At 40.1% G+C, this 13,898-nt stretch carries 17 protein-coding genes; 4 read left to right on the plus strand and 13 right to left on the minus strand.

Going from position 1 to position 13,898, the window contains the following annotated elements; translation table 11 throughout:
• Positions 1–170: 170 nt before the first annotated feature.
• Genes K1I67_RS06560 through rpsP form a run of 3 tightly spaced genes read right to left on the minus strand, consistent with a single transcriptional unit; the run spans position 171 to position 1,089 of the window.
• Entirely contained in the window at positions 171–515 is a 345-nt protein-coding gene (locus K1I67_RS06560) for a MazG nucleotide pyrophosphohydrolase domain-containing protein (RefSeq protein ID WP_195183272.1), read from the minus strand.
• Between the two features lie 42 nt (positions 516–557).
• Entirely contained in the window at positions 558–797 is a 240-nt protein-coding gene (gene kphA, locus K1I67_RS06565; protein ID WP_000379617.1) for an RNA-binding protein KphA, read from the minus strand.
• 19 nt (positions 798–816) lie between these two features.
• Complete coding sequence (rpsP, locus tag K1I67_RS06570; protein ID WP_000268760.1) at positions 817–1,089, minus strand: 30S ribosomal protein S16; 273 nt, start codon at positions 1,087–1,089, stop codon at positions 817–819.
• A gap of 496 nt (positions 1,090–1,585) precedes the next feature.
• Between rpsP and K1I67_RS06575 the strand changes: the two genes are divergently transcribed.
• The 4 genes from K1I67_RS06575 (at position 1,586) to K1I67_RS06590 (ending at position 3,691) form a co-directional block, all read left to right on the plus strand.
• Positions 1,586–2,164, plus strand: coding sequence for a DUF3796 domain-containing protein (locus tag K1I67_RS06575; RefSeq protein ID WP_223339327.1), 579 nt, complete (start codon positions 1,586–1,588; stop codon positions 2,162–2,164).
• 2 nt (positions 2,165–2,166) lie between these two features.
• A complete protein-coding gene (locus K1I67_RS06580; protein ID WP_214261714.1) occupies positions 2,167–2,391 on the plus strand; it encodes a helix-turn-helix transcriptional regulator in 225 nt (74 codons plus the stop codon).
• 224 nt (positions 2,392–2,615) lie between these two features.
• Positions 2,616–3,422 carry a peptidylprolyl isomerase gene (locus K1I67_RS06585; RefSeq protein ID WP_223339328.1) on the plus strand — a complete coding sequence of 269 codons (807 nt, stop codon included), beginning with the start codon at positions 2,616–2,618 and terminating at the stop codon, positions 3,420–3,422.
• A gap of 29 nt (positions 3,423–3,451) precedes the next feature.
• Complete coding sequence (locus K1I67_RS06590; RefSeq protein ID WP_153014384.1) at positions 3,452–3,691, plus strand: zinc-ribbon domain-containing protein; 240 nt, start codon at positions 3,452–3,454, stop codon at positions 3,689–3,691.
• 32 nt (positions 3,692–3,723) lie between these two features.
• On the opposite strand, the gene K1I67_RS06595 is transcribed toward K1I67_RS06590, so the two are convergent.
• From K1I67_RS06595 to K1I67_RS06640, 10 genes are all read right to left on the minus strand, one after another.
• Positions 3,724–5,265, minus strand: coding sequence for an ABC-F family ATP-binding cassette domain-containing protein (locus tag K1I67_RS06595; RefSeq protein WP_223339329.1), 1,542 nt, complete (start codon positions 5,263–5,265; stop codon positions 3,724–3,726).
• A gap of 1 nt (position 5,266) precedes the next feature.
• A complete protein-coding gene (locus K1I67_RS06600) occupies positions 5,267–5,740 on the minus strand; it encodes a VanZ family protein (protein WP_223339330.1) in 474 nt (157 codons plus the stop codon).
• A gap of 1 nt (position 5,741) precedes the next feature.
• The gene (gene rlmN, locus K1I67_RS06605; RefSeq protein WP_214261706.1) at positions 5,742–6,827 is read right to left on the minus strand and encodes a 23S rRNA (adenine(2503)-C(2))-methyltransferase RlmN; all 1,086 of its coding nucleotides are present in this window, start codon (positions 6,825–6,827) and stop codon (positions 5,742–5,744) included.
• 16 nt (positions 6,828–6,843) lie between these two features.
• Positions 6,844–7,377: a YutD family protein gene (locus tag K1I67_RS06610; protein WP_223339331.1), complete on the minus strand. Its 534-nt coding sequence runs from the start codon at positions 7,375–7,377 to the stop codon at positions 6,844–6,846.
• Positions 7,378–7,542: 165 nt separating this feature from the next.
• Positions 7,543–8,412 carry an aquaglyceroporin Gla gene (gla, locus tag K1I67_RS06615; protein WP_223339332.1) on the minus strand — a complete coding sequence of 290 codons (870 nt, stop codon included), beginning with the start codon at positions 8,410–8,412 and terminating at the stop codon, positions 7,543–7,545.
• A 156-nt stretch (positions 8,413–8,568) separates the two neighbouring features.
• On the minus strand, positions 8,569–9,735 hold the full coding sequence (locus K1I67_RS06620) for an ATP-grasp domain-containing protein (RefSeq protein ID WP_223339333.1): 1,167 nt from the start codon (positions 9,733–9,735) through the stop codon (positions 8,569–8,571).
• A gap of 12 nt (positions 9,736–9,747) precedes the next feature.
• Complete coding sequence (locus K1I67_RS06625) at positions 9,748–10,488, minus strand: esterase family protein (protein WP_223339334.1); 741 nt, start codon at positions 10,486–10,488, stop codon at positions 9,748–9,750.
• A 21-nt stretch (positions 10,489–10,509) separates the two neighbouring features.
• Positions 10,510–11,334: an alpha/beta hydrolase gene (locus K1I67_RS06630; protein WP_223339335.1), complete on the minus strand. Its 825-nt coding sequence runs from the start codon at positions 11,332–11,334 to the stop codon at positions 10,510–10,512.
• A 135-nt stretch (positions 11,335–11,469) separates the two neighbouring features.
• Positions 11,470–12,684 carry a tRNA uracil 4-sulfurtransferase ThiI gene (gene thiI, locus K1I67_RS06635; RefSeq protein ID WP_223339336.1) on the minus strand — a complete coding sequence of 405 codons (1,215 nt, stop codon included), beginning with the start codon at positions 12,682–12,684 and terminating at the stop codon, positions 11,470–11,472.
• Between the two features lie 8 nt (positions 12,685–12,692).
• Positions 12,693–13,835 (minus strand): cysteine desulfurase family protein, encoded by a 1,143-nt coding sequence (locus K1I67_RS06640; RefSeq protein WP_223339337.1) that lies wholly within the window; start codon positions 13,833–13,835, stop codon positions 12,693–12,695.
• Positions 13,836–13,898 lie beyond the last annotated feature (63 nt).

The following is a 13,898-nucleotide window of genomic DNA, read 5'->3' on the forward strand; positions in this document are numbered from 1 at the left end:
CAGCTCAAACAGCTTGAAAGATACTCGCTTAATCAGAGGAACAACTTTGTTGCACTTGACTTGACAATTGGGGAAAACTAATTTTTAATATTACACCGATAAAAGTCAAAATCTGTACAATTCGTAATAACCAATCAATATACATTGCCCAATCTATTTTTAGAAAATAATCAGTGTCCATTATTTCTCAAATCTCCTTTCAAAAATCCTTCCAAATCTTGTTTATGCTGATACTTGATGGATGCCTTTTTATCTTTTTCAAAAATGGTCTTCGTTAGGTCAATATCGTTGATAGCTGCAATTGCCACTGTGTAGTGAATGATATCTGCCAACTCCTTTGCCAATTCCTCGTTTGAATCTTGGACACCCTCTTTTCTACCTGAACGTCCATTTAAAACCTCAGCGACTTCTCCAACTTCTTCAACTAGTTTTATAAAAAGTCCTTCTTCTGTTCTAGATTGTTGATAATGGTCAAGTAAGTATCCCTCTAGTTGTCTAACTGTTAAATCCTTCATATTCTTCTCCTCACAAAAAAGCGGGACCTTGTCCCGCTTTTCTTATTTTTCGTCAATAACGATTCTTACTTTTTTGTCTTCAGTTGGGACAGAGTAGACAATCGTTCTTATCGCAGAGATAGTGCGACCCTTACGACCGATCACACGACCCACATCGCTCTGGTCAAGATCCAAATGATATTCCAAAAATTCTGGTGTATCTTCAATCTTGATAGTTAAGGCATCAGGTTGTGAAATCAAAGGTTTCACAATTGCAATAATGAGATTTTCAATCGTATCCATCTGTCAACCTACTTTAGAATTATTTAGAGAATTTAGAATCGTGGAATTTTTTCAATACGCCTTCTTTTGAAAGGATGTTACGTACTGTATCTGAAGGTTGAGCTCCATCAGCCAACCATGCAAGAACGCGATCTTCTTTCAAAGTTACTTGGTTTTCAGCAACAAGTGGGTTGTAAGTTCCAACTGTTTCGATGAAACGTCCGTCACGTGGTGAACGTGAATCTGCTACGTTAATACGGTAGAAAGGTTTTTTCTTAGAACCCATACGAGTCAAACGGATTTTTACTGCCATTTTTAATATCTCTTTTCTTTTATTTTTTTAGTTCGGTGAAATAGCTGAGCTATTTAGCACATGTTCTATTATAGCAGATTTCTAACAGGTGTCAAGAAAAAAACTTGACAGACTTTAAAATTTTTAGAAATTTGTTAGACTATTAGGGATAAATTAGAAAGAGAAACTTTATGAATACTGCTATTGATACTATCTATAAAGACTACCCTGTCAAGTCCTATATCTCTCCAAATCGTGATGTCGAAGCTTGGCTACTAAATCCCAAGCTCGTTCCCAAGTGAAACAAGGACTTATTAACGAAACGATCCAAACCAAATCTGATGCATTGCTTCAAAAAATTCTTTAGTCGTTTGACTAGCGAGGTCTTTTATTAAAAAATTTTTTCAAATAATTGCCACCTTGGCACAAAAATTCTTGCTTTCCAGATTTAAATGTGATATATTTATAACATAAAATTTAAGTGTTATATATTTATAACATAAAAAAGGAGTCTATCATGAAAAGAAGTCAAAAAATGCGTGGCCTCATTGCAATGATTGCCGTAGCTCTCTTTATTGATTTTATTGTTTTATTTGGTTCTAATCTTAGTTGGGGACCCAAGTTAGTTATTACTGGTATTTCAGTGCCAGGTCAAATTGTAGCTATTTGGAGCTGGCTACATAAGAGTCAGAAAGGTAAGGGAAAGATTATTTTTGACTTGTCTGCTAAGCTTTACGCGGTACTTTTATTTGCAGCAAGCATTTTTTATACAGTAGGGATTTGGGTTGCGACCCCTAGCATAAGTTCTGGTATTAAAGAATGGATTTTGGGAATTGGCCTCGTTATTGAAGTGATTGTATTTGGCTTTTTCTGTTTGAAAAATGTCAAGGAAACTCCGGACGAACGCTTTTATGCTAATTTAGCCAAGGCAGCTAGCTTGATGTTTGTTTTTATACTAGGCGCACTGATGATTCTAGCAGTTATCATTGGGTATATGGGGTCTCTCACTCTTTACATGGGCCAGATCTTTATTAGCTTAGCTGCCTTGATTTTCATCTTTGCGGTTGTCTATCTTATCTTGGAACGGAGAGGATAAGCATGGCCAAAGAAAGCAATATTATTACTAATCTCAAATCTGTTCGTGAGTCCACAGGCATGACCCAGCAGGAGTTAGCCGACCTCATCGGCATGCGACGCGAGACAATTCTGCACTTGGAAAATAACCGTTACAATCCTTCGCTGGAAATGGCTCTTAAAATTGCTCAAGTTTTTAATCTGAAAGTAGAAGATCTCTTTGAACTTAGACAGAAAGAGGATGCATAATTCTTTTTAAGAACTAGTATTAAGTTCATTGATTCATTAGGAATTGAAGCCAAAGGGAGAGCGGATACTGGAACATAACAGGACATTGTCGACCGTCATCCAAAGAAAAATCTCTAATCAAACTACTTTTTAGTTGGTTTCCTCTTAAACTACCTTGTTACTAATATTTGAAATCCACTTCTTTTTAGGGTACAATGATAGAAATGATTTTTGAGAGGAATACAATGAAAAAATTAGCTACTCTTCTTTTAGTCTCTACTTTTGCTCTTGCTGGTTGTACTAATATCCAGCGTGCGCTTCGAGGAGATGAATATGTTGATACCAAGATTGCTGAAGAAAAACGTTCAAAAGACGCAACTAAAGCAGCTGAGGAACTAAAGGATGCCTTAACAAACGAAAACGCCATTTTCCCACAATTATCGAAAGAGGTTGCTGAGGATGAGGCGGAAGTCGTTCTCCATACGAGTCAAGGAAATATCCGTATCAAGCTATTTCCTAAGTTGGCTCCACTTGCAGTTGAGAACTTCCTCACTCATGCAAAAGAAGGCTATTATAACGGCGTTACCTTCCATCGTGTAATTGATGGATTCATGATCCAAACTGGTGACCCAAAAGGGGATGGTACTGGTGGCCAATCCATCTGGCATGACAAGGATAAAACAAAGGATGCAGGAACTGGTTTCAAAAATGAAATCTCCCCTTATCTGTATAATATCCGTGGTTCTCTAGCCATGGCCAATACAGGGCAACCAAATTCCAACGGTAGCCAATTCTTTATCAACCAAAGTACAACAGACTATTCTGCTAAACTTCCTACAAGTAGTTATCCTAAGAAAATTATCGAAGCCTACAAAGAAGGTGGAAATCCAACTCTTGATGGAAAACACCCAGTATTTGGTCAAGTAATCGATGGTATGGATATTGTCGATAGCATTGCCAAGGCTGAAAAAGACGAGAAAGACAAGCCAACCACAGCCATTACGATTGATAGCATTGAAATTGTAAAGGATTTTGATTTCAGTAAGAATTAAAATACCGGAAATATAAAGGAGATTAGAAAATGATTATTTTTTGGGGTTCTAAAGGTTATACAAAAGAATTGGGACATACTCAATCCAGCATCGAATGTGGACATTGCAGTAATATTGAACCATGGGAAATTGTAGAGACCGGCCGTAAGTTCACACTCTACTGGATTCCGCTCTTCCCATATGGAAAATCTTACTATGTTTCTTGTCCGATTTGCCAATATGGTCGTGAAATTGAAAAATCTGAAATTGAACAATATCAGAATTATTAAAAAGATAGGTCATGAGACCTATCTTTTTTTATTTAAGTCAAATTATTGAAATCCCAAATCTGATCCATCCATCCTTCATAGAAGTCTGGTTCGTGGCAAACCATAAGGATAGAACCCTTATACTCTTTTAGAGCACGTTTGAGTTCGTCCTTGGCATCAACATCCAAGTGGTTAGTAGGCTCGTCTAGGACAAGGACATTGTTCTCACGATTCATCAAGAGACAGAAGCGAACCTTGGCTTGTTCCCCACCTGATAAGACTTGAATTTGGCTTTCGATGTGCTTAGTCGTCAAGCCACAGCGAGCAAGGGCTGCACGAACTTCTGCTTGATTAAGAGCTGGAAAGGCGTTCCATACCGCTTCTAGTGGTGTTTGACGATTGCCACCTTCCACTTCTTGCTCAAAGTAGCCCAGTTCTAGATAGTCTCCACGTTCAACTTCACCAGCAATTGGCGGAATAATTCCCAAAAGACTCTTCAAGAGGGTTGTTTTACCGATACCATTGGCACCGATGATGGCAACCTTCTGATTGCGCTCAAAGGTCAGGTTTAATGGTTTTGTAAGCGGTCGGTCGTAACCAATCTGCAAGTCTTTGGCTTGGAAGATAAAGCGACCTGGTGTTCTAGCTGTTTTGAAATCAAAAGAAGGCTTTGGTTTCTCACTTTGAAGCTCGATGATGTCCATCTTATCCAATTTCTTCTGGCGAGACATGGCCATGTTACGAGTTGCGACACGCGCCTTATTACGGGCTACGAAATCCTTGAGGTCAGCAATTTCCTTCTGTTGACGTTCATAGGCTGCCTCTAACTGCGATTTCTTCATGGCATAGACTTCTTGGAACTGGTAGTAATCGCCAGAGTAGCGTGTCAACTGTTGGTTTTCTACATGGTAGACAATGTTGATAACATCATTTAGGAATGGAATATCGTGTGAAATGAGAACAAAGGCATTCTCATAGTTCTGCAGATAACGCTTGAGCCAGTCAATATGCTCCGCATCCAGATAGTTGGTTGGCTCGTCAAGCAACAAGATATCTGGTTTTTCAAGAAGAAGTTTAGCCAAGAGTACCTTGGTTCTTTGTCCACCAGACAAGGCTGTTACGTCTGTATCCATACCATTGTCCATGACACCGAGGGCACGCGCTACTTCATCAATCTTAGCGTCCAAGGTATAGAAATCACGACTTTCCAAACGGTCCTGAAGTTCCCCGACTTCTTCCATCAGAGCTTCGATATCTGCTCCTTCTTCCGCCATTTCCATGTAAAGATCATTGATGCGAGCTTCTGCCGTGAATAGCTCATCGAAAGCTGTACGCAAAACATCACGCACGGTTTGACCTTCTTTGAGCACAGCGTGCTGGTCCAGGTAGCCTGCTGTCACATATTTGGACCATTCTACCTTACCTTCATCTGGTAACATTTTACCAGTTACGATGCTCATAAAGGTTGATTTTCCTTCACCGTTAGCACCGACTAGTCCGATATGTTCACCTTTTAGGAGACGGAAGGACACGTCTTCAAAAATCGCACGGTCACCAAAACCGTGACTCAAATTTTTAACTTCTAAGATACTCATTTTAATTCCTTATTTTATTTTTATATAGTAGTTTATAGAGGAGCCAAGCTAAGTAGCCACCTAGTGTGTTGGTCCACAAATCATCAATCTCAAATACCCGATTAAAATCAAAGAAAAAATCTAACACTAGCTGTGTGCACTCGATGCTCAAGCTTAGTAAAAAGCTAAACAAAATCACTCTCTTGGTTTTTCTTAGACTAGGGATGAGATAGAGAAGCTGGAAAATTAAAGGGAAGAGCAAGAGGACATTTAAGGCGTTTTGCAAAAAAATCCAAAACAGTTGTATAGGGCTGGTTACTTCTCCTAGGTTCCACAAAGAGTTAAAAGGCGTCAAAAGAAAAACCAGGCGTCCAAAAGTTTGAATACCTGGAGTTTCCACTCCTGTAGGAAGTTGAGGCTGGGGAGTAAAACAAAAACAGACGATACAAAGACTGTATAACACGATTCCCAGGCTTAGTAATGTTTTTCGATTCATCTTATGGATTTACTTCAGCTACTGCTTTTTGGCGATCACGTTTCATGGTATTTGAACGCAATTGTCCACAAGCCGCATCGATATCAGTACCATGTTCCTGACGAACAACACAGTTGACACCTTTTTTCTTGAGCGTATCGTAGAAGGCCATCACGCGCTCCTTAGGACTACGACTGTATTGGTCATGCTCACTAACTGGGTTGTAAGGAATCAAGTTTACATAGGATAATTTCTTAATGTTCTTAAGCAATTCTGCCAACTCGAGTGCTTGTTCAACTCCGTCATTGACTTCATTCAGCATGATATACTCAAAAGTCACACGGCGGTTGGTTGTTTCGATGTAGTACTCGATAGCTGCAAAGAGTTTTTCAATCGGAAAGGCACGGTTAATCTTCATGATGCTTGAACGTAGTTCATTATTCGGAGCATGAAGTGAAACAGCAAGGTTAACCTGTACGCCTTCATTAGCAAACTCACGAATCTTGTGAGCCAAGCCAGAAGTAGATACGGTGATATGACGAGCACCGATAGCCATTCCCTTGTCATCATTGATAGTACGGATAAAGTTCAAAACATTATTGTAGTTATCAAATGGTTCTCCAATACCCATAACTACGATATGACTAACACGTTCGTCCTGTCCACGCTCGTCAAAATATTTTTGAACTAACATAATTTGAGCCACAATTTCCCCATTATTGAGGTCACGTTGCTTCTTAATCAAGCCTGACGCACAGAAGGTACAACCAATGTTACACCCTACCTGCGTGGTGACACAGACTGACAAACCATAGTGTTGGCGCATTAGAACAGTCTCAATCAACATACCGTCTGGCAGTTCAAAAAGGTACTTAACTGTTCCATCAGCTGATTCTTGAACAATGCGTTGCTTCAAGGGATTAACTACAAACTGGTCGTTGAGCTTGGCGATTAAATCTTTAGACAAATTGGTCATTTCTTCAAATGTCTGAACGCGTTTACGGTAAAGCCATTCCCATATTTGATCAGCTCGGAATTTCTTTTCTCCTTGCTCTAAGACCCATTCTTGCATCCCTTGGCGTGTTAAACTATAAATCGACGGTTTCATCTTTTCTCCTTATTTTCTAGTCCTTCTTACGGATGACGAAATGACGTTGTCCCTTGTCTTCTTTCTGAGATTTTTGTTCTTTTGAACGGCGTCTATTTCTCTTATCGGTATGATTTCTTTTCCTATTTTGAGAAGATTTCTTCCCTTTTCGGTTGTCTTTTTCTTCTTCTTTCTTGCGCATTTTTTGATCAAATGGTGCTCGTTTAGGCGTCTCGTTTTCTAAAACAAAATAGGCACATCCATAGCTACAATACTCGAGGAGATAATCTTGTAAACGACTGATTTTCTCAAAAGATTCTTCAGCTCGCTCATTTTTGTAGAAACCACGTAAGCGCAACTGTTCATTACTCCAGTCTCCTACAATATAATCATACTTAGTTAAAACTTCTGAAAAGCGTTGAGAAAATACCGTTGCATCGAAGGCTTCCTTGCTATTTTCAACTAAGGTAAAAGTAAAACCTTCCGCTTCGACTTTATCTCCAGACAAATGAAATTCTGGACCAGGGAATTTATTGTAATTATATAATTCAGGTGCAATTTCTTTACGCATAATATTCCTTTTTAACGTTTACTTAATACTCTATTTTACCATATTTTTGCCATATTTACATCTTTTGATTTAAAATGAAAAAAGTCTGACTATTTAAGAATCTCTATCTAAAAAACTTGACTTGCGTGGACAAGAAAAAACTGGGGAAAACCCAGTTTATAACGATTATAGGTAAAGGAATTTGAAGAGCGCTACTGCTGCAATAGCCGCTGCAATCGGTGCAACTACTGGTACCCAAGCATACCACCATTTTGAATCACCCTTGTGTTGACCAAGGATTGATTTTGGAAGGAAGGCGTGAAGAAGACGTGGTCCAAAGTCACGAGCTGGGTTCAAACCTGGTCCTGAAGGTCCACCAAGTGAAGTAACCAAGGCCATTACCAAGAAACCAAGTGCCATGTGACCTACCGCAACACCTGCTGTTGTATGTGGTGCTGTTTGAGCTTTAATGGCCAAATCAGAGAAGTCAACAGTTTGACCTGCTTGAGTTGCCATTTGCTTCATGTATTGAAGAACTTCAGCTCCAAAGAAGTTCTTTGTCAATCCAAGAGCTGCAAAGAAAAGAACGAATGAACCAACAAACTCATTGATAAAACCGTTAACTGTTGCTGCAAAGCGTGATTCTTTTGTACCGTGGTCCAAACTTGAAATAGTTGAGAAAGATCCCAAAATGTTGTTTGCTTTTTCAGTTTGCAAGTAGTATGGGCGGTGTGTTGCAACAACTAATGCTTGTCCGAAGATTGCTCCCAAAACCTGCATAATGATGTAAGGTGCAACTTGAGCCCAAGGGAAGAGTCCGCTAACTGCTAGACCAAGAGTGAAGGCTGGGTTGATGTGATTACCAGAAATGTTACCAAACATCAAGGCAGGGATCATAACCCCCATACCGTAACCAACAGCGATAACGAGCCAGCCACTTTGGTGACCTTTCGTACCTTTAAGTTCAACGTTGGCAACTGCACCATTTCCCAAGATAATCAAGATGGCTGTTCCCAAAAATTCAGTGGCATATTTGACTGCCCATGCGAAATCCATTGATAGATTCTCCTTAATATTTTTTTGACAATCCCTATTCTATCAATTTTTAAGGCTTTTAGCAACAGATTTTCTAAAAGAATCCTATGGAAACGCTTTTATTTAGGGCTTTAAAAAAAGACTTAACAAAGAGAGTTTGTTAAGTCCTAATTTCGATTATTCTTGACGCTGACCAAAGTCCTTAATCATCTGATCCATTTCCTCACGACTCGGAGTTGTTAGCATATAGAGAAAGTCTCCTTGCAATTCAGCAAAAGCAGCTGGCATGATTTTTTTGACCCTGAACTGCTGGCTGTATTTAGCGAGCAAGTCTTCCTCTGAATATACATAGTTAGCATTAGCACGGCGTGATGTCGCCAAACAGTAAAGCGGCTCGAAATGAGAAGCAGGGAATGGTTCACCTGCAACGATAGCTGCATAACCCTTGTACAAATCCAAGGAATGCGCATAGTTATAGACATCAATAGTAAAGCCACCCGCTGGACGGTTATTGTACTCAATGGCAATATAATCATCACCCTCACGGAAGAACTCAATATGGAAGAAACGTTCTTTCATACCAAATTCCTTAACAATAGCCTCACCATACTTGCGAAGTTTTGGATCCATGTCCTTAAGAACGTAGTAAGAATTGTCCATCTTGTAAATCATGAGATCCAGTGGTGTATGGGCGTAGTCAAAGGTCGTAGAAAAGACGATATTTCCGTCTCTATCTACCAAACCGTCGAAGGTACAGATTTCACTTGAAGTTACAAATTTTTCAAAGAAATAAACGGTTGAATGGTCCCATTCAGTCTTAAAGTGGTTTACATCATCTTCTGTTTTAAGCTTGAAGGTTGCAGCTGCCCCAACTCCATTGTCAGGTTTTGCAATCATGGGAAGACCGATTTCTTTCACAGCTTTGTCAACATCTGCTTCTGTTTCAATGACAGCTCCTGGAACGACTGGTACTCCCGCTTTTTTGAAGAGTTTCTTCATTTCAGACTTAAACTTAGTCTTCTTGAGATCTTCTGGTTTGGCACCAAAAACATTGAACTGTTCACGAAGGGCAGCGTCTAACTCAAGCCAGTATTCATTATGAGATTCGATGCGGTCAATTGGACCATGCTTATAGAAAAGAAAGGCAACTGCACGTTTAACCTCATCGATATTTTCAAGATTATCAACTCGGAAGTACTCCGTCAAGCTATTGCGCAATGGTTCATCTAGTTGTTCGTAGGGTTCTTGTCCAATCCCTAGAACTGTGATTCCTTTATTAGCTAACTCAATACTAAACTGTTGAAAATTTTGTGGGTAATAGGGTGAAATTACAAGATAATTCATAAGCAACTCCTTTTATAGACTCATGTGACCGAGGAAATAAGGCATTTGTTTGCGCCACCAATCCCAATCGTGGGCAACATCGTGTCCCCATTCTGCAAACCAGGCAGGAATTTGTTTTTGGTCAAAGGCTTCTTTGAGCTTGTAATAAGAAGGTAGTCCATCATGTTCCCAAGCACCTAGCCCCGTACAGACCACAATTTCTGCTTGACGATAACGATCGATAAACCAACCATCATTTTGATTCCAGATATAGTCTACTGGTGAATTTTGATAGATAGCATCGTCATTATAGTAGTCACCTACAAAAAAGCGTACGTCATAGACACCACTAAGGGCAATTACCTTGGTAAAGACATCTGGATGCTGAAGGAAAAAGTTAAGTGCATGATAAGCTCCCATAGAGCAACCTGTTGTCATCATACCGTCAAACCAACCTGTTTTATGTTTGATAAAAGGAATGGCTTCTTCAATCACATATCGTTCATAAGCACGGTGCATCTCAGCTTGATCATGACCATTTTTCCAAGTTGCCAGCCAGCTCTCACTATCCACACTTGAAAGCGTAAAGAACTGAACACGACCTTCCTCGATAAAGGATGCACAAGCATCAATCATTCCAAAATCATAGTATTCATTGTGGCTACCACCTGAGGAAGCAAAGACTACAACCGGGATGCCCGCATGTCCATAACGGTTGACGTACATTTCGCGATTTAGATGTCCGCTCCAGTGGCTAAGATGTTCAATATGCATATCCTGTCTCCTTTATACTAATTACCAATTTTCTGCAAAAAAGCGTAGGCAAGCTGGAAGATTTTCTGACCATGGAATTTCATGGTGAATGGCTCCAGCCTGAACCTTGAGTGAGAGATTTTCCAACTGTACTCCTCCTGCTATCAAATCATGATAATAGCGAAGAGAAGAGTCAATATAGGCCTGCTTAATATTGCCAGCCATGAGGGTCTTGTCCGTATCATCAGCTTCTTCCGTTCCAACATAGATAAAGACACGCTGGTCAGGCAATAGTTTTTTTCGCTCGATATAGCGATCAAAGGCCTCTTGGTGAAGCCAGTTAGCTGATGAGAAAACTCCCAAACATCCAATCTGATCCTGATACTCCAAGCCAATAAACTGGGTAATATTGCCACCTAGAGAAGATCCAACCATAGCAGTGTGCTTGCGGTCAGACTTTGTCCGATAGTTTTCGTCGATAAAGGGTTTGATCACTTCCATGACAAACTCAGCATACTCGACTCCCTTACCACCAAATTGTTGACCAGGAATATTAGACTCTTGGAATTTCCATGCTGCGTACTCATTCATCCGTCCAAGTCCATCATTGTCAATGGCCACGATTATCATACGGCAGATATCAGGATTTCGCTTGATGGCAGGAATAATCTTCCAAGAATGTCCAACGTAAGATTCCTTACTATAAAAGACATTTTGTCCATCGTGGAAATAAACAACTGGATAAGATCGATCCGTGTCTTTCTCATAGTTTTTAGGAAGAAGTACACGTACCCGTCGCTCCTTACCTGTGTAGGGAACCACTAATTTATGCTCTCGCATTTTCAGATAAAAGTAGGATTGATTCATTGTCAGAAAACTCTCTATATTCAAAATTTTATCTTATTATAGCACAAAAATAGAAAAAAAGTCAGTTTCCGTCTAAATTTAGAACAAAAAACTAACTTTTTCTGCTTATTTTCTCAATTCCTATGGTTTTTCTAATTAGAGGAGATCTTCAATCAACTCATCCACCGCATCTTTTTCTGCTTGTGGTGTGATTTCTGTGATCATAATTCCTGCAACTGCTCGCTCAACCAATCCTTCAACGTCCATACGTGTTTCATACTGTTCGGCATTCTTGATCTTAGGATTTGTTTTAGGACGATCAGGCGCAAAAATCGTACAGCAGTCTTCAAAAGGTTGGATAGAAATTTCAAAGGTGTCAATTTCTTGCGCAATATCAATAATTTCTAGCTTGTCCATAGTCACAACTGGACGGATGATTGGTGTATTGGTCACCGCATTGATGGCCTGCATACTTTCAAGGGTTTGGCTAGCCACCTGACCAAGACTTTCACCATTGATAATGACCAAACCATTTCTCACTTCACGGATACGGTCTGTAATGCGCATCATAAAGCGACGGGTCAGTGTCATGAGATAAGCTTCTGGAGCTTTAGCCTTGATTTCTTCTTGAATCTCAGTAAAAGGCACTTCGATAAACTGGATATTACCACCGAACTTAGTCAATTTACGGGTCAAATCCTGAGCTTTCTTGAGGGCGCCTGGACTAGTATATGGTGGACTAGCAAAGTGAACAGCCTCGATATCCACTCCACGTTTTAGAGCGAGATACCCTGCTACAGGAGAGTCAATCCCTCCTGATAACATAAGCATTCCTTTGCCCGAAGTTCCAACTGGTAAACCTCCCGCTCCACGAATAGTTTCATAAGAAAGGTAGGCTGCTTCCTCACGAATCTCCACCTGAAGATTGATGTCAGGATTTTTCATTTGTGCTTGTACATTGGGAATAGCTTCAAATACTGCACCACCTAGAGTTTGGTTCAACTCACGACTGTCTAACTCAAAGTTGTGGTCACTGCGCTTGCTTGAAATTTTAAAGGTCATTCCTTCCTTGTAAATATCTTTCATAATCTCTTGTACAGCAGACTTTAGAACCTCTACAGATTTTTCAACCTTATACACTGGTGAAAAGTTTTGAATCCCGAAAACTTGCTTGAGTGACTCGGCAACTGCTGTGTAGTCGGCACCATTTAGATAAGCATGGGCACGATCGCGGTCTGCTGTCACTTTGACTTGAGGATAAATGGACAAAACGTCTGAGATATTATTACGTAGTTTATTGATGAAACGCATACGGTTTTTACCCTTGGTTGAAAGCTCTCCGTAGCGAATCATAATTTCTGAATACTGCATGAATACTCCTATCTTACTTTTCTAGTTTGATTGTATATTAATTTTAGTTTAGTCAAAAATTGCTCAACTTGACTCATGTCATTTTCTAGGTCTAGACTGAGGCGTACTGCTGACTGGGCCTTATCTTTTTCAACGCCCATGGCAATCAATGTGCCAGCAGGTTTTCCTGCCTTGGACGAACAAGCAGAGGTTGTGGAAATGAAAATATCATAATCTTCAAATGCGTGAACAATGACTTCACCACGAACCCCCTTAATCCCAAAGGTCAAAATATGAGGTACAAAGTCTTCCTCACCTGAGAAGACAAAAATGTCTGGATATTCAAGAAGAGCTTGACGGATGACTGCCTTCATCTGGCCAGTCTTGCTAGCAAAGAAATCTAGCTTTTCCATAGACAAACGGAGGGCCTTGGCTGTCGCTGCAATACCCGCTACATTCTCAGTGGTTGAACGATAGTCACGCTCTTGGCCACCACCAGTTAATAGCGGTGTAATCTTCTTACCTGACTTGATATAGACAAATCCTACACCACGAACTCCGTGGAACTTGTGACTCGAGAAGGTTGCAAAATCCACTCGGTCTGTCAAATACTTTTCTGTCGAAATCTTAGCCAAGGCTTGAACCGCATCAACGTGGAAAGAAATAGTTGGCTTATCAGCTAATAGTTCTGAAATAGCTTCAATAGGCTGGATTGAGCCGATTTCATTGTTGACAGCCATAACAGAAACAAGAGTCGTATCAGGACGAAGTAGATTTTCTAAAGCAGTTACATCTACAAATCCTTTTTCATCAACTGGTGCAAAATCCACTTCAAAACCTTGAGTCTTGAGCCAGAGGGCTGACTCCTTGACTGCTGGATGCTCAATAGCTGACACAATAATGTGTTTACCAAATTGCGCTTTTTCAAATGCAACCCCTTTGATAACCCAGTTGTCTCCTTCAGTCCCACCAGAGGTAAAGAAGATTTCTTCGCTTTTCTTGCCAATCAAATCTGCAATCTGCTGACGGGAAGCTTCTAAAATTCTGGTAGATTGGTCTCCCAAACGATGGAGACTTGAAGGATTTCCAATAATTTTTGCAGACACTTGCATATAGGTTTCAAGTGCTTCTGGATACGGCTTAGTCGTTGCCGAATTATCAAAGTAAATCATGGTTTCTCACGCTTTCTAAAATCACTCCTTCTATTGTATCACGAAACAGTTCAGGCGACAAGA

The sequence above is a fragment of the Streptococcus infantis genome (assembly GCF_019929575.1).
In the GTDB taxonomy this organism is placed as follows: Bacteria; Bacillota; Bacilli; order Lactobacillales; family Streptococcaceae; genus Streptococcus; species Streptococcus infantis_L.

Excerpts from the sequence above, each read along its gene's own strand:
- K1I67_RS06595 (WP_223339329.1), bottom strand. The coding sequence starts at position 5,265 with ATGAGTATCTTAGAAGTTAAAAATTTGAGTCACGGTTTTGGTGACCGT.
- K1I67_RS06560 (WP_195183272.1), bottom strand. The coding sequence starts at position 515 with ATGAAGGATTTAACAGTTAGACAACTAGAGGGATACTTACTTGACCAT.
- K1I67_RS06620 (WP_223339333.1), bottom strand. The coding sequence starts at position 9,735 with ATGAATTATCTTGTAATTTCACCCTATTACCCACAAAATTTTCAACAG.
- K1I67_RS06640 (WP_223339337.1), bottom strand. The coding sequence starts at position 13,835 with ATGATTTACTTTGATAATTCGGCAACGACTAAGCCGTATCCAGAAGCA.
- K1I67_RS06630 (WP_223339335.1), bottom strand. The coding sequence starts at position 11,334 with ATGAATCAATCCTACTTTTATCTGAAAATGCGAGAGCATAAATTAGTG.
- thiI (WP_223339336.1), bottom strand. The coding sequence starts at position 12,684 with ATGCAGTATTCAGAAATTATGATTCGCTACGGAGAGCTTTCAACCAAG.
- rlmN (WP_214261706.1), bottom strand. The coding sequence starts at position 6,827 with ATGAAACCGTCGATTTATAGTTTAACACGCCAAGGGATGCAAGAATGG.
- gla (WP_223339332.1), bottom strand. The coding sequence starts at position 8,412 with ATGGATTTCGCATGGGCAGTCAAATATGCCACTGAATTTTTGGGAACA.
- K1I67_RS06600 (WP_223339330.1), bottom strand. The coding sequence starts at position 5,740 with ATGAATCGAAAAACATTACTAAGCCTGGGAATCGTGTTATACAGTCTT.
- K1I67_RS06610 (WP_223339331.1), bottom strand. The coding sequence starts at position 7,377 with ATGCGTAAAGAAATTGCACCTGAATTATATAATTACAATAAATTCCCT.
- K1I67_RS06585 (WP_223339328.1), top strand. The coding sequence starts at position 2,616 with ATGAAAAAATTAGCTACTCTTCTTTTAGTCTCTACTTTTGCTCTTGCT.
- rpsP (WP_000268760.1), bottom strand. The coding sequence starts at position 1,089 with ATGGCAGTAAAAATCCGTTTGACTCGTATGGGTTCTAAGAAAAAACCT.
- kphA (WP_000379617.1), bottom strand. The coding sequence starts at position 797 with ATGGATACGATTGAAAATCTCATTATTGCAATTGTGAAACCTTTGATT.
- K1I67_RS06590 (WP_153014384.1), top strand. The coding sequence starts at position 3,452 with ATGATTATTTTTTGGGGTTCTAAAGGTTATACAAAAGAATTGGGACAT.
- K1I67_RS06580 (WP_214261714.1), top strand. The coding sequence starts at position 2,167 with ATGGCCAAAGAAAGCAATATTATTACTAATCTCAAATCTGTTCGTGAG.
- K1I67_RS06625 (WP_223339334.1), bottom strand. The coding sequence starts at position 10,488 with ATGCATATTGAACATCTTAGCCACTGGAGCGGACATCTAAATCGCGAA.
- K1I67_RS06575 (WP_223339327.1), top strand. The coding sequence starts at position 1,586 with ATGAAAAGAAGTCAAAAAATGCGTGGCCTCATTGCAATGATTGCCGTA.